At 27.5% G+C, this 21,135-nt stretch carries 19 protein-coding genes; 6 read left to right on the top strand and 13 right to left on the bottom strand.

Annotated elements, in window-relative coordinates; all coding sequences use genetic code 4:
* Positions 1–255: 255 nt before the first annotated feature.
* The 5 genes from T347_RS0103570 to T347_RS0103590 all read right to left on the bottom strand — a co-directional run bounded on the left by T347_RS0103570 (position 256) and on the right by T347_RS0103590 (position 5,065).
* The gene (locus tag T347_RS0103570; RefSeq protein ID WP_169734489.1) at positions 256–945 is read right to left on the bottom strand and encodes a hypothetical protein; all 690 of its coding nucleotides are present in this window, start codon (positions 943–945) and stop codon (positions 256–258) included.
* Positions 946–1,114: 169 nt separating this feature from the next.
* Positions 1,115–1,882: a TrmH family RNA methyltransferase gene (locus tag T347_RS0103575; RefSeq protein WP_031543376.1), complete on the bottom strand. Its 768-nt coding sequence runs from the start codon at positions 1,880–1,882 to the stop codon at positions 1,115–1,117.
* A 48-nt stretch (positions 1,883–1,930) separates the two neighbouring features.
* Entirely contained in the window at positions 1,931–2,926 is a 996-nt protein-coding gene (locus T347_RS0103580; RefSeq protein ID WP_031543377.1) for a coiled-coil domain-containing protein, read from the bottom strand.
* A 107-nt stretch (positions 2,927–3,033) separates the two neighbouring features.
* Positions 3,034–4,452 carry an aldehyde dehydrogenase family protein gene (locus tag T347_RS0103585; protein ID WP_031543379.1) on the bottom strand — a complete coding sequence of 473 codons (1,419 nt, stop codon included), beginning with the start codon at positions 4,450–4,452 and terminating at the stop codon, positions 3,034–3,036.
* Between the two features lie 109 nt (positions 4,453–4,561).
* Entirely contained in the window at positions 4,562–5,065 is a 504-nt protein-coding gene (locus tag T347_RS0103590; RefSeq protein WP_031543381.1) for a dUTP diphosphatase, read from the bottom strand.
* A 147-nt stretch (positions 5,066–5,212) separates the two neighbouring features.
* Between T347_RS0103590 and T347_RS0103595 the strand changes: the two genes are divergently transcribed.
* On the top strand, positions 5,213–5,533 hold the full coding sequence (locus tag T347_RS0103595; RefSeq protein WP_031543383.1) for a helix-turn-helix domain-containing protein: 321 nt from the start codon (positions 5,213–5,215) through the stop codon (positions 5,531–5,533).
* A gap of 182 nt (positions 5,534–5,715) precedes the next feature.
* Here T347_RS0103595 and T347_RS0103600 read toward each other — a convergent pair whose 3' ends face one another.
* The 6 genes from T347_RS0103600 to T347_RS0103625 form a co-directional block, all read right to left on the bottom strand.
* Entirely contained in the window at positions 5,716–7,068 is a 1,353-nt protein-coding gene (locus tag T347_RS0103600) for a hypothetical protein (protein WP_031543385.1), read from the bottom strand.
* An 85-nt stretch (positions 7,069–7,153) separates the two neighbouring features.
* A complete protein-coding gene (locus T347_RS0103605) occupies positions 7,154–8,209 on the bottom strand; it encodes a hypothetical protein (protein WP_031543387.1) in 1,056 nt (351 codons plus the stop codon).
* Between the two features lie 336 nt (positions 8,210–8,545).
* Positions 8,546–9,832 carry a glucose-6-phosphate isomerase gene (locus T347_RS0103610; RefSeq protein ID WP_031543389.1) on the bottom strand — a complete coding sequence of 429 codons (1,287 nt, stop codon included), beginning with the start codon at positions 9,830–9,832 and terminating at the stop codon, positions 8,546–8,548.
* Positions 9,833–9,913: 81 nt separating this feature from the next.
* On the bottom strand, positions 9,914–10,570 hold the full coding sequence (locus T347_RS0103615) for a 5-formyltetrahydrofolate cyclo-ligase (protein ID WP_031543390.1): 657 nt from the start codon (positions 10,568–10,570) through the stop codon (positions 9,914–9,916).
* Positions 10,571–10,630: 60 nt separating this feature from the next.
* Positions 10,631–11,062 (bottom strand): iron-sulfur cluster assembly scaffold protein, encoded by a 432-nt coding sequence (locus T347_RS0103620; RefSeq protein ID WP_031543392.1) that lies wholly within the window; start codon positions 11,060–11,062, stop codon positions 10,631–10,633.
* Between the two features lie 9 nt (positions 11,063–11,071).
* On the bottom strand, positions 11,072–12,298 hold the full coding sequence (locus tag T347_RS0103625) for an aminotransferase class V-fold PLP-dependent enzyme (protein WP_031543394.1): 1,227 nt from the start codon (positions 12,296–12,298) through the stop codon (positions 11,072–11,074).
* 207 nt (positions 12,299–12,505) lie between these two features.
* Between T347_RS0103625 and T347_RS03760 the strand changes: the two genes are divergently transcribed.
* From T347_RS03760 to T347_RS0103650, 5 genes are all read left to right on the top strand, one after another.
* Complete coding sequence (locus T347_RS03760; RefSeq protein ID WP_036228487.1) at positions 12,506–15,340, top strand: lipoprotein; 2,835 nt, start codon at positions 12,506–12,508, stop codon at positions 15,338–15,340.
* A gap of 1 nt (position 15,341) precedes the next feature.
* The gene (locus T347_RS0103635) at positions 15,342–17,390 is read left to right on the top strand and encodes a lipoprotein (protein ID WP_031543396.1); all 2,049 of its coding nucleotides are present in this window, start codon (positions 15,342–15,344) and stop codon (positions 17,388–17,390) included.
* A complete protein-coding gene (locus T347_RS0103640) occupies positions 17,390–17,788 on the top strand; it encodes an HIT family protein (protein ID WP_031543398.1) in 399 nt (132 codons plus the stop codon). The genes T347_RS0103635 and T347_RS0103640 overlap by 1 nt, the downstream gene beginning before the upstream one ends.
* Before the next feature lie 156 nt (positions 17,789–17,944).
* Complete coding sequence (locus tag T347_RS03915; RefSeq protein WP_051636046.1) at positions 17,945–18,451, top strand: hypothetical protein; 507 nt, start codon at positions 17,945–17,947, stop codon at positions 18,449–18,451.
* Positions 18,452–18,543: 92 nt separating this feature from the next.
* Positions 18,544–18,948, top strand: coding sequence for an Ohr family peroxiredoxin (locus T347_RS0103650; RefSeq protein WP_031543402.1), 405 nt, complete (start codon positions 18,544–18,546; stop codon positions 18,946–18,948).
* 121 nt (positions 18,949–19,069) lie between these two features.
* On the opposite strand, the gene T347_RS0103655 is transcribed toward T347_RS0103650, so the two are convergent.
* Together T347_RS0103655 and T347_RS03770 are read right to left on the bottom strand one after the other, a co-directional pair.
* The gene (locus tag T347_RS0103655) at positions 19,070–20,053 is read right to left on the bottom strand and encodes a 3'-5' exoribonuclease YhaM family protein (protein WP_031543404.1); all 984 of its coding nucleotides are present in this window, start codon (positions 20,051–20,053) and stop codon (positions 19,070–19,072) included.
* A 137-nt stretch (positions 20,054–20,190) separates the two neighbouring features.
* Positions 20,191–21,048, bottom strand: a complete 858-nt coding sequence (locus T347_RS03770) for a hypothetical protein (RefSeq protein WP_036228493.1) — start codon at positions 21,046–21,048, stop codon at positions 20,191–20,193.
* Positions 21,049–21,135: the final 87 nt, after the last annotated feature.

The raw sequence follows: 21,135 nt of genomic DNA on the forward strand, positions 1-21,135 counted from the left end.
GTATAATGTATTTTTGTTTTTACTCAATTAAATTGATATTGAACAAGATTGTACAATTTGTTGTTCTATTTAGTTTTCAAAGATCATTTAGATTATCACTATTTCCAAGTGACAACATAATAACTATATCTTTTTGTAAAACTCTTTGCAACTATTTTTTAAAACTTTTTTTATTTTTTTTCATACACTAATTTTTAAGCAAAATTGATACATATTTATATAGGTAAAATTTCAAAAGATAAAGAAAAAATATCACTATTTAAAGCGATATTTCAATTGATTATTTATAAAGATAAAAAACATATATACTCCCATATGAGCAAAAATGATAACAATCAAAGTAAAACTAAATAAATACCATCCTAAATTAAATGGGGCAATGGCTGGATATAATCAATAATCAGATTGTCATGTTCAATCATGAATGTGTTGACTAATTTCGTACATTGCATCTTCATCTCTTTCAAAATTAGTAGTGACTAAATATTTAGTAATAATAATCGTTGCGTATATTAATACAATTAGCATAATTTTATAACTATGTTTTTTAAATTGAATTTTGTAATCTTGTTTATCATGAATAACTATAAAAAAGTATAAAAGTAAAATTATTGGTAAAATGTAATGACCAATTAATGAACGAGCAAAAACAATTCCATCTGCTTGACCTAATAACGCTGTAAGGCTTCCTCCAATTCCAAATAAAGCCATTGCGACTAAATTCATAATTAAAGTAATCACTTCTCATGTCAAATAATTTTTTCATACTTTATTTCTAAATAAATAAAAAGTTTTAATAGTTGCAAATCATGCCACAAAAGAAGTTGCCCAAACACTATAGGCTTCTAATGAAGAAATGAATCCATACCCAAATGAGTAACCTTCTCCATCTCTTCCAGGATAGGGAACGTTTGGATGAGATGCATATCAAATATCTTTTGCCATTAATGAAAAAAGCGCGATGCATAATATAGATATTCAAAATGTTATTTCTAAATAACGATTAATTCTCATAAAAACCTCACATATTAATATTATAAATTTGAAATCACTTTTGTGAAAAACTTTAAATTTATAAAAAAAATTAGATTTCTCTAATTTTCAATTATTAATTTTATTTAGCTTGACTAATAGCGTACATAAGAATTGAACCAGCTACTCCAGCATTTAAAGATTCAACATGTTCTTCCATTTCGATCATTACATTTAAATCGATTAAATCTAATAATTCTGGTGAGATTCCTTTTGCTTCATTACCAATAATTAAAGCATATTTTTCATTATCATCTCATTTGACTTTTCTTAATGGTTTAATATCATCTCCATGTAATTTTGTTCCAACAATAATATAACCTTCAACTTTAAGTTCGTTAATTGCTTTAATTAAATATTCATTAATTAAATTTACATGGAAAAAGTTTCCTTGAGTTGATCTCAAAACTTTATCATTATAAAAACTAACAGAGTTCGGTGATGCAATAACTGTTTGAAAATCAAAACTAGCTGCACTTCTAATTAAAGTTCCTATATTTCCAGGATCTTGGATTTGATCAAGCAATAAAATATTTTCAGTATAATTTACTGCTGCTTTTTTCATATAACATACGGCAAAAACTTTTTGTGAATTTACAGTATCACTTAATTTTTGAGCAACTTGTTGATTAATCTCAATAACTTCATCAATGTTTGGTATTTCATCAACTAATTGTTCAATACCTTCAGACGTTGCAAATAAAGTTTTAATAATACCATCATGATATGCTTCTAAAACTAAATGAAAACCTTCAACAATAAATAGCTGTTCTTTGTTTCTTGTTTTTGATTCTTTCAATTTTAATGTATCTTTAATTTTTTGGTTATTTACTGATATGATCTGTTCCATATTTGCTCCTATATATTTATAGTTTAGCAAATTTTTAGTTAATAAATATTATCCTTTATTTGAATTTTGACTCTCAACAAGTTTCATAGAAAATTCTAATTCGGCATTTCTTTCCTCAATTACTTTGTTTAATCTTTGAACTTGTTCTTTTAAAAATTTATTATGTGCAGTTAATTGATCAACATCAATTGGAGTTTTTGATTTAGTAGATTCTAATTCTGCCTTTAATTCTGCTATTTCATTTTTTTGTTTTTCAACCAAATTATTTTTATTTGCATATTCATTTTCTAAAAATAAAAGTTGTTGATTTTTATCAGTTAATTTTATTCTAAAATTTTCAATTTCTTCTCCACTAGATTTGATTTCTCGATCTTTATTAGAATTTTTTTCTTGTAATTCTACAATAAGTTTATTTAAATCTTTTTGATTTCATTCTAGTTTTATTTTACTGTCATTCAATTCTACATTTTTATCGCTAATTGTTTGAACTTGTTCTTCTAGTTGTATATTGTTTCCTCTTAAAAGTTCAATTTCGATATCTTTTTCATCAACTTCTAATATCGTTTTATCCAATTTTTCTTTTAATGATGTGATCTCTGAATTCAATTGTTCAATTTTTTGATTCTTATGATTTAACTGCTCAATCAATTTTGTTTTTTCAGACTCAAGATTTGAAATTGTTTCTAAATTCAGCATATTTTTATTTTCATTATCAACAATTGAGAATTTTTGAGAATTTTGTTCACTTTTTAAGTTTAAAATTTCATCCGTTTTAGCTTTGATAAGTTTATTTAAATCAATTGCTTTTTTCTCATTTAGTTTTAGTAAATTTTGTTTTTCTGTAATACTTAATACTAATTTTTCTAATTTCAATTTATTAGCGATGTTTTCTTCTTTTGCATTTTTGTATAATTCCGATTGCACTTTCAACTCTGATCTAGTTTTATTTAAAGTAGTAAAACTCATTATTCCAAAGGTGCTTGCTCCAAGTAATGATAATCCTAATGTTGTTATTCCTAAATATTTAATGATTTTTTTATTCATGTAATCTCCTTTATAGATACAAAATTCATTATAGGAAATTTACTAAAAATATAATGGTTAATTTGGTTTCATTCTAATTTGGAATAAAAAAATTGCCTTAGCAATTTTTAATAGTTAATAACTAAACCTTTTAATCTAGTAACAGATTTTAGAGTTTCTCCGATTCCTTGAACACCCATTCCTGAATCTTTAATTCCCATAAACGGAAAGGCATCAGGTCCTCTTTGAGAAATGTCGTTGATATTAACAGTTCCAGTTTCAATTTTTTGAGCAATACTTGTTGCAAGTAGTAAATCTTTAGTAAAGATGCTTGCTTGTAAACCAAAGTTTGAATTATTAGCTTCAGCAATCATTTCTTCAATTGTGTTTACTCTTATAATTGGTAAAACTGGTCCGAATGGTTCTTCAACAGCTAAACGAGTATTTGGTTTTACAAAATCAACTAAAGTTGGATAAATTAAATTATCTTTACGTTTGTTTCCGATTAAAACTTTTGCTCCATTAGCAACAGCATCTTGGATTAAACCATCAACATAATCTGCAGATTTTAAATCAATTAATGGTGTGATATCTGCATCATCCATTGGTGCACCAACTGATAGTTTTTTAATTTCTTCAATCATAATTGGAACGATTTTATCAGCGATTTTATCAGTTGTAATAATACGTTTGATTGCTGTACAACGTTGTCCTGAAAAACCAAATGCACCTTTTGTAATTTTTTTGATGGTATCAACTGAAATATCTTCATCAAGAATAATCGCTGGATCTTTTCCACCCAATTCCAAAACGACATCTTTTGAAGAAGCAATTTCTAATAGGTGTTTTCCCACGTCGACACTTCCTGTGAAAGAAATGAAATCAATTTCTTTATTAGTAACAATAACATCACCAATTTCTCTTCCTCTTCCAGTTACAACGTTAAATACTCCAGCTGGTAATCCTGCTTCGATTGCTAATTTACCTAAAATTGCTCCTGTTAAACTTCCCTGAGTTGCTGGTTTAAAAACAATTGTATTTCCCATTACTAATGCTGGAGCAATTTTTGAAATTGCTAAATTGATTGGATAATTAAATGGTGAGATGGCAACCCCAACCCCTTTTGGTACATAACTATAAATAGCATGTTTATGATTTGATAAATTAAATCCATCTCCAGTCATTGTGATTGGATTCATTCTGATTGCTTCTTCGATTGTATAATCGATATACTCAACTGTTCTTTCTACTTCAACAATTGCTGCGCTTATTCCTTTACCAACTTCGTTTGCGATAATTTCACCAAGCATTTGTTTTTGTGCTTCAATTAAATTTCTAAATTTTTTAATAATTTGAATACGATCATACATTTTAACTTCTTTTCAAGTTGCAAATGCATTACGTGCTGAAATAAAAGCTTCGTTGATTTGTTCAGGACTTAATGCTGAAACTGTTCCAACAACTTTTAAACCTTGAGGATTAATAATTTCTAATCTTTGTTCTGTTTTGATTAATTTGTTATTTATTACTGCGTCAAAATTATACATATAATTTCCTTTCAAGTAAGTTTACTAATAACCTACCTATTTTTATTATAACACTATCAATTTATCTTGGTCTTTAGGTTTTTTGAATCAAATAAAAAGAGCTTAGCTCTTAATAATTATTATCTTGTCTTTCGAAATTGATTTTATTTTTTAATTTATAAGCATCAACAATTTCTGATTCAGAATAATATTTAACTTCTGCTATTGCCAAATAAATATTTAATACATCTTCATAATTTTCATGATTTTTATCTTTAATAAATTCTGAAATTAGATTTATTAAAGATAAATAAATATCGATGTTATTATCTAAACCAAAATTAGTATGTTTAAAATTATTGAAATCATATTCTATTTGTATTCCGATACTAATTAAAAAATGTAAACCATCAATATATTCATCTAATTGAATTTCTAGTGGTGATGGGGGTTTGTTTGCTCAAAATTTAAAACTTCTTTCCTCGTTAGCATATTCTGATAATTCAACAATAAATGCAACTATCTTTTTATTTAAAATATCATCATTAACTTCAAATCCTTTTGAATCAATAATATAGTTATCTAGTATTCTTTGTTTTTCACTTAATCAAATAATTGTTTTTTTACTTAACATAATTACCTCTTTAGTTTTATTTTAACAAAGCAATTGAAATGATTAGTATTTTTTTATACTTTTATATTCCTTTTTGGAATTGAAAATAATAATAAATCTAAGGGAATGATTTTTTATTTAATAATTAAACAATAAGGAGAACTAAAAATGCCAAATATTAGAGGTACAAAATCAAATATACTTACATTTGAACAAAAAAAAGAAATGGTGAGTGACTTTCTAGATAATCATTATAGTTTTGTAAAATTATCAAAAAAATATAAAATATCTTATTCAGCAGTTCGTAAAAATATTAAGAATTGACAAATCCTTGGTGATGAAGCTTTGAAATCAAAAACCGGAAAAGGTAATAAAGGTAATTTCAATAAACTAATTGAGAATAAAAATAATGAAAATCACCTGTTAAAAGAAGAGATCTTAAAATTAAGAAACAGACTTAAAGAAGTTGATCCAGAATATAGTTATTAGACAAGTATAAATTAATGAATTAATAATACTGACAAAAGTTGGTTTTTTAATTCATTTTTTTATGTTTAAAATAAAAAATTCTCTTGTATATGACATTTTGTCATTTTGTATACATAGAGAATTATTTTAAACAGATAAAATTAATCTGTTATTTTATATTTTATTTAAGTTCTTAAATTTTATTAATTTTTATCTTTTTTCGCAGACCACAATAGTATTCCAGCACCTTTCATACTTAAAGATATGCTGATTTTTTTTCCGTCAAAAGCCTTTATATCAACTCAATATCGCATTTGGAACTGAGTACCTTCCATTCTAGTTTCTAAACCTAAATTAGCAGTTATACTTTTAGACACAGACGGTCTTGAGTGAACTATTTTTCATTCCGGATGATTTAAACCACCATTAATAAGTTCTGTCATAACCTCATCAGTTGTCATAACATCTGTTTCAAGTGGAGAAATACCATGTCATAATTTATCAGATTGTCTATATTGTCAATATCCCGCATAAGTAGTAACTGCATTTGGAATGTCTAATCAATTTCTATCAAATTCATTAATGTGATAGTTTACGTTTCAATTACCCGAACCTTTTAAACCAAATGTTACATCTTTTTTAACATCTGAAGTAAATTTAGTATTTGCATTTTCAGCTAAAGTGATTTTTTGCTGTTTTTCAAAATTTGTAAGTTCTGTTTTATAAACTTGTTGACTTTTTCCTCATGAATTTCCACCTAAATTTAGATTTTCATTATCGTAAATATTAAGTGCTAAATTATTAATATTAAAATTCAAAGTTGGGTGATTTTTCTTTAAAGATTCAAAGTCGTATCCTTCACTTTTAAAATCTCTAAGCATAACTCAATCACTATAAATTAAACCTGTTTGGGTAACTGGTTTAAATAAAACGGTATCTTCAGCGGTTGCTGTTCCGCCTTTCAAAGTAATTACATAATCAGAATTTTCTTTCATAATTTGTAATTGTTCTTCTAAATCTTCTATTTCTGAATTTAATGAAGTGATCATTTCGCTTTGCGATGCAACTTCATCTTCTAAATCTGCAATTTGACCATTTAAATCGATAATTTGATTATTTAAATTAGTAATTTCTATTTCTGCTTGACTTAATTTTTCAGATAGTTCTTCGAATAATGATGCATTAGTTTCATTTAATAATATTAAGTTTTTCTTAATTTCAGAAATAACTGATGTTATATCATCATTTTCGTTAAATTCAATTTCTAGTTCATCACATATAATTTTATTAATGTTGTTAAGATCAACTAATTTAATTTTTAAATCTTCTAAAATATAAGACACTTGTGAGGAAACTTCATTTAATTCCTTTTCCAATGCCGTAATTGTAGTTAGTAGTTCTTCTTTTTCAGCTTTATAAAAATCATATTGAGCACTAATGTCTTTTAATTTATTAGCATTAACTTGATAAATTACAAAAAGTGTCGTAGCAATAGTTGCTGGAACAGCTAATCCAGCTGTTCCTAGTATTGCAAAAAGTAATTTATTATTTTTCATTTTAGATTAGTCTCCTTTGAAACTCATGGTTTTTAGAACTACATCAATCATATAAATGGTTTACTTTATAACATCATTGCTTTGATTATTTAGATTTAGCAACTAAAGGTTCAGTTCCTTCTTCATCTTTAATTCCTAATAAACCTTCAATGTCATCAATCGCAGATTGTAATTCAGGAAGGTCTTCATCCATGATTAATTTAACTTGATCAGTTGCTTGATCAATGATTGCTTGTAAAGCATCTCTTTCTTCTAGTGCACTAAATGTTACTTGAGTTACATTTTCAATCAATAATTTAATTTCTAGTGTAAGTTTTTCAGAAAATTCTAGAATTTGTGTCATAATTTCAGATCCGTCAGCGTCTTCTTGACTAAGAATGTTTCCAACAACTACAGAAATTTCATTTCTTACTCCATTTTCATCTTTTCCAAATAACTCGTCTATTTGAGTATTGAAAAGATTGATTGCTTCTTCAAATAAATCTTTGTGAGTTGATTCTTCACCTGTTAATTTAGCAATTAATTCAGTTGGTATTGTAAAGAATTTCTCAAAAACACTAATAATAGTTTTGTTTAAGTTTTCTATTTTAGCAGTTGCATTTTTTGCTTCATCAATTTTGTTTTGAACTGCTGTTTTAATTGCTTCAATCAATTCAGATTGGTCTAAACCTGCTGTTGATCCTTCAAATCCTAAACCTTTTAAACTTAAAATTTCTATTAATTGTTCAATTGTAATTGTAGTGATTCCTGATACTGCGCCATTAAAGCCTTCAAATCATTCTGCAACTGCAGATAATGTTGATAGTTTTCCTTCTGGATTATTTGCATTTAATCATTCATTATCTTTATCAACTGATTGGTATGTAGTTCATAATTGATTTGCAACTTCTTGTAATCCTGCAATTTGTGTTGCTAAAAACTCTTTTAATGCTTGCATTTGTTCAATGTTTGCATCAAGTTGATCTGAAAGTGCAGTTATTTGAGTATTAAGTTCATCATTGTCGGCTTTTAATTTTAAATAGTCATCATATAAACTTGAATATTTTTTGTTAGATAGTTGGGCATATAAAACAACACTTCCTGCTGTTACACCTAAGATTGCGATTCCGGCTGCTGTAATTTTTAAAAATTTATTTATCATATTTTACTTTTCCTTTTCATCAACAATAAAGACAAATGACTCTACGAAATTTATATAGTATCAATTTGGGACTTTTTGTCTTGAATATAGTGTAATCCCCCCCCCCCCCCCCCCGTGTCAAGTGGTAAAATGCGTTTTTTTTAAAAAAAGCAGAATTTTTTAAAAAAATTAGAAAAAAAATTAGTATTTTATAATACTAAATTTAAAAATGCTTAAAAAGCGATGAAAAATCGATGATTGTTGGTGCTGAAATTGATTAGAATATTAGAAAAATAATTCAAAAAAAAATCAACAGAAATAATCTGTTGATTTTTATATTTTTATAAAATTTTTTGACTATTTAATTCCTGGTTTTCCAAGTAATTTAAACATGTTGTATTTATAAACTTCAACTCCAGGTTGGTCGAATGGATTTACTTCTAAAATATAACCACTCATAGCTACTGCTAATTCAAAGAAGTACACTAAGTAACCAAATTGAACATCATTCATTGCATCAAATTCTAAAACAATATTTGGCATTTTTCCTGTATTAACGTGAGCGTCAATCACACCTTCAATCGCAATTGAATTAATTTCATGTAATGTTTTTTCTGTTAAGTAATTTAAACCATCATAATTGTCTTGATCAACAGGTACTTTAACATCAACAATTGGGTTTTTAACTTTAATAATTGTTTCAAATAAAACTCCACGAGTACCTTCTTGAACAAATTGTCCTAATGAGTGTAAGTCTGTTGAGAAAACCATTGATGATGGCATTAATGATTTACCATCTTTACCTTCTGATTCTCCAAATAATTGTTTTCATCATTCATTTAAATATTGCATTTGTAATTCATAAGTTACCATCGCTTCAGATTTGAAACCTTTGTTTAATAATGCGTTACGAGCAACAGCATATTGGTAAGCTGGGTTTGATAAATCATTTGCTGATAATTCTTTTTTAGCAAGTGATGCTCCTGCGAAAATGTTGTCAGTATTTACACCAGCAACCATTAATGGATAAATTCCAACTGGAGTTAATACTGAAAAACGTCCACCAATATCATCAGGAATTGTAAATGTTGTATATCCCTTATTATCTGCTAGAGTTTTTAAAGCCCCTTTAGCTTTATCTGTAACTGCTACGATTAACTCTTTAGATGTTTCTACACCAACTTTTTCAATTAATTGTTTTTCTAATAATCTAAAAGCGATTCCAGGTTCAGTTGTTGTTCCTGATTTAGAAATTACACAAATTCCTCAATTTTTATCTTTTAAATATTCAGATAGTTGTGCAGTATATGTTGATGACATTGTGTGTCCTGCATAAATTACTTTAACTTTATCAGTGTGGTTTAAACCTCTGATCATTTCATCAGCAGCACGTGCTCCTAAATATGATCCTCCGATTCCAATTACTACTAATGTATCAATTTTTGATCTCAATTTTTTTGCTGATTCTTTCATAGCTGCATATTCTTTTTTATCATATGCATCTGGTCATTCAATTCAACCCAAAAAATCATTACCTTTACCAGTTTTGTTTTTAATAGTTTCATGAATTTGCTTTACTTTGTTTAAATCAATTTCTTTTTCTAATGATTTTAAACCAGTATATTGTAAGTCTACTTTAATCATAGTTTTACCCTTATTCTTTCTTATAAAAAGATTTTAATACAAACATAAAGTAAAAAAAATAACCCATAGGTTATTTTTAAATTAATCTTCAATAATTGTTTCGTCATTTAGTCTTCAATAAGTGATTTCATAATCCATTTCAGCTTCTTCATCATCAATCATTGGTACATAAACTTCTTTTTCAGTAATAACAAAATTCATAGGTATATCATGTTCTTCAATTTGAAACATCTCATTAGTTAATTGTGTTGATTGACTTAAACCTATTTTATAACCTTGATAATTATTATCACAAATTCATTTATCGTATAATGCGTTTCCTTGACTTATTCTATTTAGATGTCTATCAAAAGCTACCACAGGCATAAACAAGGCATCTAATTTAGTAGATTTTTTTAATAGTTTATTATCAGGGTTAACATGAACAAAACCACAATATCCTGAATCAATGAAATCTTGATCATAATCTGTAACTTTTCTGAATTCTAAGTTTTCACCTTTATTTAAAAATGTTGGTGCATAAACTTCGATGCCATTATCTAAACAATATTCAATTACAAGTCTTGTATCAATAATGTTATTAGCATGACCATAAATACCGATTTTTTTTAATTTATATCTTTGAATAAAGAAAATTACTTTTCTAGATACTATTTTGTCACATTCAGCTAAGTAAGATTTACTTAAAGAACTTCTGATATTAATATATCTATCACGGATCTCTTGTTTGTTGCTCATTTGGTTACCTCTTAATAAAATACTTTGTTATTATATTGTAAAAATATAAAATAGTACATTTTATTTTATAATTATTTCTTTTATACCGTTTGATGCTAATAAAGCACACATGATTCTATTTTTCTGTTTATAAATATTTTTAAATGCAATTAGCTTATCTAATTTTTCTGGATTATCTAGTTTATTTTCTAAAATCATTTCTTCATATGTTTTGATTAAATCTAATGCTTGATCAAAACTCAAGTCTTTAATCATTGAAAATAGAATATCAGCGCTTGCTGTAGAAACAGCACAAGCTCGTCCTTCAAAATTGATTTCTTTAAACTTATTATCTTCAATAATAAATTCAGCTATAATTTCATCACTACATGTATCTGATTTAAATTCTTTTTTAAAACTATTAATACCATTTTTAAAGCCTTTATTTTCAGCATTAACATAGTGATTCATAATGATTTTTTTTAATTCTTGTTCATTATTTATATCAATCATTCCATCCTCCTAAAAGATAGCATCTAAAAAATTTTCTGAATTTTTTAATGCTGTAATTAATACTTCGATTTCTTCGATTGTATTATAAACACCTAAACTGATTCTTAAAGCAATTTTAGTTTTAATACTATCACTAATTCTTCGAGCACAATGTGAACCAGATCTACTTGCGATATTGTACTTATTATCTAAAAAAGTAGCGATGTCTTGAGGGTTAATATCGTTTACATTAAAAGTGATTAAAGACCCGGTATTATTTAAACTATAAAACTCAATTTTATTGGCTAAATTTTCTTCTTTAACCCGTTTAATAAAGTAATTTTTTAACATCATTTCATGGTTCTTAATATTATTAATTCCTACTTCAGATAAGAAGTTAATTGCTGGAATAATTGATGCAATTGCTGAAATATTTGGTGTTCCACCTTCTAATTTCATAGGTAAATCATACAAAGTATAATCAATTAAATTATCATCAATTTTATCACTCATTCCTCCACCATAAATTAGTGGTTCTAAGCGATTTAATATCTCATATTTTCCTCATAAAATACCAAGACCAAAAGGTCCGTACATTTTATGAGCTGAAAATGCTAAGAAATCAACATCAAATTCTTGTACATCAACTTTTGTATGGGCAATTGATTGAGCTGCATCTAATACAATAATTACATTTTTATTAATTTTTCTAACTTCTTTAACAATTTCTTTTACATCGTTTTCTACTCCAATTGTGTTAGAAATGTGAGCAAATGCAAATACTTTAGTATTTTGGTTTATAACATTTTTTAACTGGTTAATATTTATTGAAAAATCAGGGTTTAAATCAGCATTTTTAATAGTAATTCCACGGTCTTTTGCTACTTTAATTCATGGTAATAAGTTAGCTGAATGTTCTAAGTTTGTAACCACAATTTGATCACCTTTTTTGAACTCATTAATTAGTCCAAAAGCAATTTGATTAATACTTTGTGTTGTTCCTGGGGTAAAAATAACTTCATTAACATTTTTAGCATTAATAAATTCTGCAACTTTAGTTCTTGCAGAATCAATTAATTGATTTGATAAATAGGCATTCTTAAAATCATTAGTATGTGGATTAGCACCATTATTAATTAAATAGTCCATTTCAGCACTGATCACATTTTCATGTTTTAGAGTTGTTGCTCCATTATCAAAATAAATCAAATTTGGTTGAGTTTTTAACACAGGAAATTCATTACGTAAATCTTTCATAGATTTATATCTCCTTTATATATAAGTTAATTTTCTAGCAATTAACTTAACTTCATTATAATACTAAGACCTATATTTTTACTTTATTATTCCTAAGTTTTAAATGTATATAAGACTTTTTTTCATTTTTATTGGAAATCGAGTTAGAAAATAAGGGTAAATGTTTTATAATATATATAATATTTTATTAATATTGAAGGAGACGAAATGAAGAAATTAATTACATTATTATCTGCAATTACATTAACAACTTCTGCAGTAGGAACTGTGGTTGCTTGTTCTGATAAAAGTGATGATATAAATCGTGATAATGAGGACGCAAATGGAAATGCGATTTTTATTGATGCGGGTGGAAATATTTCAAATGTTATTGATGCTGAACGTGTTAATGCTTGAATCAGTGAACACACAAACGTTTTAGGAAAAGAAGGAGTGCAAAAATTCTATAATCTTTTTGCTTACTCATTTTTAGAAAAATTACAAACTGGTGAAATAAAAATTGATGAAACATCTTTATATTTAAATGATGGGGATGTTGAATTTTTAAGCAAAGCTTTAGGTAAACGTGGTGAAAACAACGATACAGTTTATGGTAAAGCTGAAGCTGAATTTAAAAAACTTGAGAAAAAATATGAAGATGACGCTGATGGTTTAATCAAAGAACTTTCTGACTTATTCCCTGGTTTAAAACGTGATAAAGATATTCTTAAAAACGCTTTTATTTCTGATTATGTTTTAAATAATGAATCAAACAATGCGATGTCTGTTTTAGTTAATAGACTAGGTTTTAAATCTGATTTAAGTTTAACTTCATGAGAAAACGGTGTTGCTAATAAAAATACTTCAAATCAAGATGATCAAAATCAAATCCTTTCTGACTTAAACAATAGATTCAGAAATAATCCATCAATCAACTCTCTTCCAATTAATCAATTAGCAGAAAAATTACCTGAATTAGTTTCAAATGAAAATGGAATTACTGAATTAGGAAAAACACTTATCGATATGATCAACTTAGTTGGTGGTATTACAGCCGTTACTGAGTTTGGTACTACAACTTCTCGTCAATGAACAACAAACGATTTACAATGAGCAACTCAAGAAAATTTAATTGCTACTATTAAAACCGAAAGTTTCATTTCTAATTTAGTACAAATTTATAATAAATCAGTTAATGCATCTATTATGGAAAGTGGAAATACAATAATTAACTTAGGTTTGTTTACAGGTGATGTTTTTACCTCTATTAAAGGAATAACAGATATTTATGAATTGAGTAATGGTGATAACGTTAAGCAATTTTATACTGATTTAACTTTTAACCAAATGCCTATTTTAAGTAATGGAATTAGTAAACAAAGTTCGAGTACAAGTAACTATGGATTTGTTAAAAATTCACAAAAATTTATAATTGATAAATTTTTCAATGTTGAAAAACCATTAGCAATAACTGATATTGTATTTAATGCTAGTTCAACTCAACAAATTAATACTAAAGTTGATTTAACAAGTTTTAGTGATTTTGCCAGTCCAGAAGATACAATTAAAAAATTTGCAGGAATTGGTTCTATTTTTACTAACTACATTGGTAGTGATGCAGCAAAAAGTGTTGGTAAAGGTTCTGAATATGGATTAACAGCTTTTGATGGAATTACTAAAAACTTCAGTACTGATAAGGGTGTTATTATCGGTCAAAATGCAGGACAAGATATTAAATGAGATTCTGCAAACTATACAGCAAATTCATCTCCTAAACTTTTAACTTTAAATTCTTCAACAGATGATTTTTCAAATACAGCTAAGTATTCTTTATATGATTTTGCAAATAATAGCAAAAGTGAAAATGGTGGAGCTGTAACAAAAATTGCATATAGTCATGATAATTTAGTTAAATATGGAGTTTCTCCAACATTAGCAGCGGGAGTCGAAAGTGCATTTAATAATACAACTTCAATTCGTGATGATATTAAAAAAAATGCAAAAGAAGGAATTGCTGTAATTCAAGGTTTAATAGATAACTTAAATAAAGAAGAAGATGCTAAACCATATCAAATAATCGATGCTAATGAAGGAATTATTGGATATCTTGATGAAAAAGGTTACCACATTTCTAAAATTGAGGGATTTAATCTATTAGAAGAATCTAAAACAGCTCAAACAGGCGCAAAATTAAGTACAGCCGATCAAACTACTCAAGAAGATTATTTAAAACAAGCATATAACTTTAAATTAGTTCAATCTGAAGCTAAGAAAAATAATAAATATTTACCTTTTGCTTTAAATGCAACTCTATTAGGTAGTGGTACTACAAAAGGAGAAACTTCATCAATGGCTGGTGATGAAGAAACTGGAAGTGGTTCAGAAATTGCCATTTATAAAGATATACCAATGGCTAAAATCGAAACTCAAGGATTGAAAGATTTATCATTCAATAATCATTTTGTAAATAAATACGAACAATTCTTAGTTAATAATTCTATTCTTGCTAAAGAATTAAGTAGTGACGTAGTTTCGCCATTTTATGGATTTGATATTTTCAGTCAAGCTCAAAGTTCAATTTACGGAACTGAAGAAGTACCCGCTTTAAATCAATCATGAATGTTTGATTTTATATCAATTATAATTGCTGAAAATAATCCTGATTCAAAAAGTAGTCTTGAAGATGCGATTGATTTGTTGATTGAATTTGATGAAGACGACACAACGTTTAAAGATAAAATTGTTTTAGAAATTAAAAATAGTTCTATCAATTATCAAAGAACTGTAAACCATAATTTTGATTCAAATAACCAAATATGAATTAAAGATTTAGAAAATAATAAGGAAATATCGGCCGCTGATGAAACAACTAATCCAAATAACATGACAGGATTTGAGTTAAATAATAAAGGTGGAGATACAGGAATCAATAGCTTAAATGAAAGTATGGTTCCATTCAAAGATCCATTATGAGGAGTTACAAGCACAGAAGCAGTTGAATATAATTATACAAACATTAATACTTTACATTATTCAGATTCACGAAGAAAAGGAGACAACTAATATGAAAAAACTTATTGCTATATTAGGAGCGATTGCGCTTTCTGCAACAACAAGTTCATTAGTTGTATCATGTACTAAAGAAATCGTGCGTGGTGATTCAACTTCTCTTGCTGATGATTTGTATAATCAATTAATTGCTCATGCCAATGGGGTTGGAATTAACGTTGGTGATATTTATGATGAACAAGAAACTAAAGATATCATCATGAAGATCATGAATGAAGAAATTTCAAATAGTACATTTTTAAACTCTAAAACTGCGATGAATGAAATTTTGGGATTCGATAATAACGATGAAAATAAATTAGAAATTTTAAAACAATTCGACAAAATTAAAAATAGTATCTATACAACTGATTTTTTCCAAAAGTACTCAACATCATTAATTAATAAAAATCCATTAGAATACTTACCTGAATATAGAACTCTAAACTTTTTAGATACTAAAGGGTTATTAAATGAGGTTGATGCAAGTGTTGATGCTAAAGATGGTGTTGAAAATAAAATGGTTTATGTTCAATACCAAAAAATTTCAACAACTGAAGAAGATGGTAGCGCTGGATCAGAAAAATCAATAAAAGATGACAGTGATTCATGAACAACTTGATTAAGTTATGATGAACCATTTTTGGATGGTTATTCAGAAACTGAAAACATTCCTACAATCGAGGAATTAACTAGTGTTGATAATAATTTTAGATTAGTAACTTTTAAAACAGTAGATGCTACTCCTACAAATACGGGACCAGCAACTGTTTTAGAATTAAATGGACAATCATTGTTTACAGCCAGTGAAGTATTACCATTTAGATTTAACAATTATTTTAAAGAAGTTTTAGAACCACAAATGAATGATAATGTTTTAGCTTATTCATACATTAACAAGGGTTTATATAATACTTATTCATCAAGATTAACTATTGGTGGACGTCAAAACTTCATTAATACAAATTCAGATTTATTTAAATCAGTACAATCTTGAAATGATAATATTGAAAATTCTAAATCTAATTTAAAAATGGTTTGAAACTTTTCAGTACCAACAAGTCAATTTAAAGATTTACAAATAAAAATTATTGATGCTAAAAAAACTAACCCTCATGGTTTTAGATCTTTAGTGGATGTTGAGAATGCTTTTGAAGGATTTGAAAACCTTTCAGTTGCTGGAGCAGATCCTTTCTTCGGAGATATTTTAACTTCTGGATACAATGGAATTGTTAAAAATGTTGAAGGTGGAGTTGAAGTTGTTTCAGGTGATTTATTAGTTGATGATGCTGCTAAGGGAGCAATTAACAGCACTAATGAATTAAACATCTTAACTGGAGATAACTATGAAGGTTATGCTTCAAAAGATGGTGGAAGTAAAAAAGAATATATTGTTGTTCTTCCTATTTATTTAGTAGATTTATTTAATCCAGCTTCAATGAATATTAATCAAGAAATTAAAACTGGTGAAACAACAACATACAAAATGAATATGAATGTCGATGAACAAGTTTTATTAAATGAAAAAATAATTATGGGTGAGGCAGATATTACTAACTTAAAATTTGATTTCGAAGCTACTAAAGCTGCAAACTTAGCTCAATTTGATTTCGAACAAATTAATGATGGAATTTATGTTTCTGCTAAAGAAGGTGCTACAACTTTATCTCTTAAAAATAGTGCTGATGAAACTTTAATAGATATTGACGTTGATTTAACAACAGGAATTAATGCTTTATCAATGACAGGAACTCATAATGAAAAAACATATCGTTATGCTCCAAAATTTACTTCAGACGATTCTCTTTCTTCACAAGCTAATTTCTGAGCACGTTGAACAAGTGAAGCTAACTACAAACAAAGTTCAGATATCTCAGGATTATCAATTAGTAAAAAAGAAGAATTATTAAGTCAATTAATTTATATTTCAACAAAATCAGAAGGTGTTGTTGAAAAAGCTAAAGTTGATTTATACAGTGAAATCAATGGTGATGCTATTCGTTTAAATCAATTATTCAGTGATTTAGAAGGATATCTTAAATCAGATGATGAGGAATCAGACTAATGGATTGTCTTTTCTGTAAAATAATTGCAGGAGAAATTCCTTCATATAAAGTTTACGAAAATGAATATGTTTATGCATTTTTAGATATTACCCCTGATGCAGATGGTCATACTTTAATTATTCCAAAACAACATTCAAAAAATTTGAGCGAAACTAATGATCTTTACTTAAGTGAAGTTGCTAAAGCTAAAAAAGTTGTTGCAGAATTATTAACAGAAAAACTAAATGCTAAAGGTTTCAATTACGTTTCAAATGAAAATGAAATTGCTCATCAAATGGTTTTTCATTATCATGAACACGTAATTCCTAAATATGTTTTTAAAGAAGGTTATTCTCCTTCTAAAAATCCTACAAACATTAGCGATTTACAAACTATAATTAATAAGATAAAAGAATAGGGCAACCTATTCTTTTATTATCTACATATATCACTTTACTATATTGTTTTAACAATATATAAGATACAATTATTAGGAGATGTTAGAAACATATAACCACTTATAAAGTTGCTATATCTTAAAGAATAGATTAGTAAAATACTAATAGGAGAATATATGGAAAACAGAAATAACTCTCGTGGTGGAGATCGTTCAAGAGATTTCGGAACAAAAAGAGCAGACAGAAGACCTTCAGAAGATAGAAACTTCTCAGATAGAGGTGATAGAGATTCACGTGGTGGAGACCGTGACCGTGGTGGAGATCGCGGAGGACGTGGTGGAAGCTTCGGTGGAGATCGTGACCGTGGTGGAGATCGCGGAGGACGTGGAGGATTCAACGGAGATCGCGGAGGACGTGGTGGAAGCTTCGGTGGAGATCGTGGTGGACGCGGTGGAGATCGCGGAGGACGCAGCAACTTCGGTGGAAACCGTGGTGGCGGACGTGGAGGTTTCGGAGGAAACGACAGACCTAAACGTGAAGGACCAAGCTTTGGTGAAAGAATTGAAGCTTTAGAAAAACAAATTAAAGTATTAACTGCAGCGCTAAACGAATTAACTGGTTCAGATTTAACGGTTAATATTGAAGAAGTTGCTAAAACAATAACTACTGAAGAAGCTGAATAATCCAAACAACTCTTAAGAGTTGTTTTTTTAAATAATTATATTTCTTCTTTATTCTTTAAATGAGAATACAATATAAATAGGAGGATATTAATATGCCAAAAATTTACGAAACAGAAATAACAAACACAGGTGGTAGAAGCGGAGAAGTTTATTCAGAAGATAAAAGTTTTTTCCACAAAGTTTCTTCACCAGGTAGTGGTATTAAAGATACAACTAACCCTGAACAATTATTTGCAGCAGGTTATAGCGCTTGTTTCAATGGAGCTTTAGAAGTTGCAATGAAAAATGCTAAAAATGTACATAAAAGTATAGTTAAGGTTAAAGTTGCTCTAAACAATGATGCAAAATTAGGATTTTTCATTGATGTTGTAATTCAAGTACATATCGATGATATCGATTTAGTTACTGCAAAAAAATTAGTAGAAGACGCAGATCAAATTTGTCCTTATTCAAAAGCTTTACGCAATAACGTTAAAGTTGAATTAAAAGTTATTTAACAAAAACCCTCTCGACTATGAGAGGGTTTTTTATGTATAAATAGACTTAAATCCTCTGTATTAAATTTATGTCTTTTAAAAATTTAAATAAAAAAGATTAGATTTCTCTAATCAGTATTATTTATTTTTTAAAGTGATTTAAAAACATTTTACCTTCTTCACTCGGAATTCTAGCACTTCAAGTATTTAAATCAACTTTGTTTGTTTGATCATTGATTTTAAAGATTCTAGCATCCAAATCATCGAATGTTGATAAAATTATTGCCTCAATAATACTTGGTTCAATTGGTGAACCATATTCTTTTTTACCGTGACTAGCAATAATCATGTGTTGTAGCAATGTTAAACTTGGATTAATTGTTCCATCAGGTAGCTTAGCTAAATTTAATTCATCAGCAATTTTATTTAATTCTGTATTACCAATACTAATATGTCCAATTAATTTGCCTTCCAAACTATAATCAACTCCAGTTTGATCATCAATTTCAATAACTTTACCAATATCATGCAAAATTGCTCCACAAATTAATAATTCTCAATCAATATCAGCATATCCATAACTTGGTTTAATTGCTAAACAATTTCTCACTAAAGTATAGCTGTGTCAGAATAGCCCTCCAGCAACATTATGATGAATACTCATAGCTGCTGGATATGTTAAGAATTCTGTTTCATATTTTTTAATTAGTCCGATTGTTAAAGTTTTATATGTTTCATTTTGAATATTGTTTAAAATTTCCATTAATTTAGTATATTCTTTTTCAATATTAACTGGAGCTGTAACAAAAAAGTCTTCTTTTGATAAATTAAACTTATCTAACTGATTTTCTTCAATGATATTATAATTATTAACTTTAAGTTGAATGACTCCTCTATATTCGGTTACAACAATATCATTAAAATGAATAAAACAATTAGGTTTAATTACTTCACGATCAATATCACTAACAGTTCATTTACGAGCTTCAACTCTTCCTGTTTTATCAGATAAATGAACGATCATATAATTGTTACCATTGCTTCCTGTTGAAACAATTACTTTTTCAACTCGCGCTACTAATTCAATTGTATTTAGTTCATTTGTAATATCTTTTATTTTAATCATTTCATTATTCCTCATCTATTTAATTTTAAACTATTTAGATTACATAGTTAAGTAAATAGAAAATATAATTGATTCATAAATAATAATTTAGTATTTTAACAAAATAAAAATCATGATTAATCATGATTTTTTATATATTAAACAGTTGGAGTTGTATCGTCGTGTAAATGAATTTGGAATTCACGTTCGATTGGTGTTTTACCTTCTTTGATGATCACTTGAATTTCGTTACCCATATTCATGTAATTTCTAATTGGATTTTCAAGTTCAACAACTACTGAAACAGCAGAAGGATTTGCTCCCATATTGTACTGTAAAACGCCATCACCATTACCTCCAAAATCCTCAATTGTGACATCTTTAATCAACTCAGTTAATCCTGAAACTTTTAAAGAAGACGCTACACCTTGAACTTCAAACATAAATGCAGCTTCTTCTGTGCTTGCTGCATTAAAAATGTTTAAATAAAACATTTTAGAAATTTCTTTATCAGTCATTTTTGATAAATCTAATTTTCCATCTTCATTAAATCATGATTTATTTAATCAAATATTTGCAGGTTTTCCATTTCCTCCTCCAGGAGTAAATCATGCACTCATTTCAACTTTTTGAATATCATTTTCTGGTGAATTAGATTCTTCAATAAATTTTTGTTCACTTTTTAAGAATTCAATTTGTTTATCAACAACTTCTTTTTCAGCTTGTAATTCTGCTAATTTAGCTTTTAACGCTTCTAATTCAGAGTTATCTTCTCTTATAGTTGTTGTTCCTCCAATTGCAGCAATTTGTTCTTTAACTTCGTCAATTTGTGTTTGCAATTCTGCTGATTTTGCTGTTAATTCAGTCATTTTTTCATTAACAGCTTCTAATTGTTGTTCAGGAGTTTTTGCTTCATCTTTGATAGTTTCTTCAGTTTTATCAGATGAACATGCAACTACTGTTAATGGAGTTGCAGTAAGTGCGATTGCACCTAATGATACTAATAATTTTTTCATATTTTTCCTCTTATCTAAATACTTATTTTTGTATATGTACAACGCATTTGTTCAAATGCTCATAAATAGTATAGATTACCCCCCCCC

The organism is Mesoplasma photuris ATCC 49581, assembly GCF_000702725.1.
GTDB classification, from domain to species: Bacteria; Bacillota_I; Bacilli_A; order Mycoplasmatales; family Mycoplasmataceae; genus Tullyiplasma; species Tullyiplasma photuris.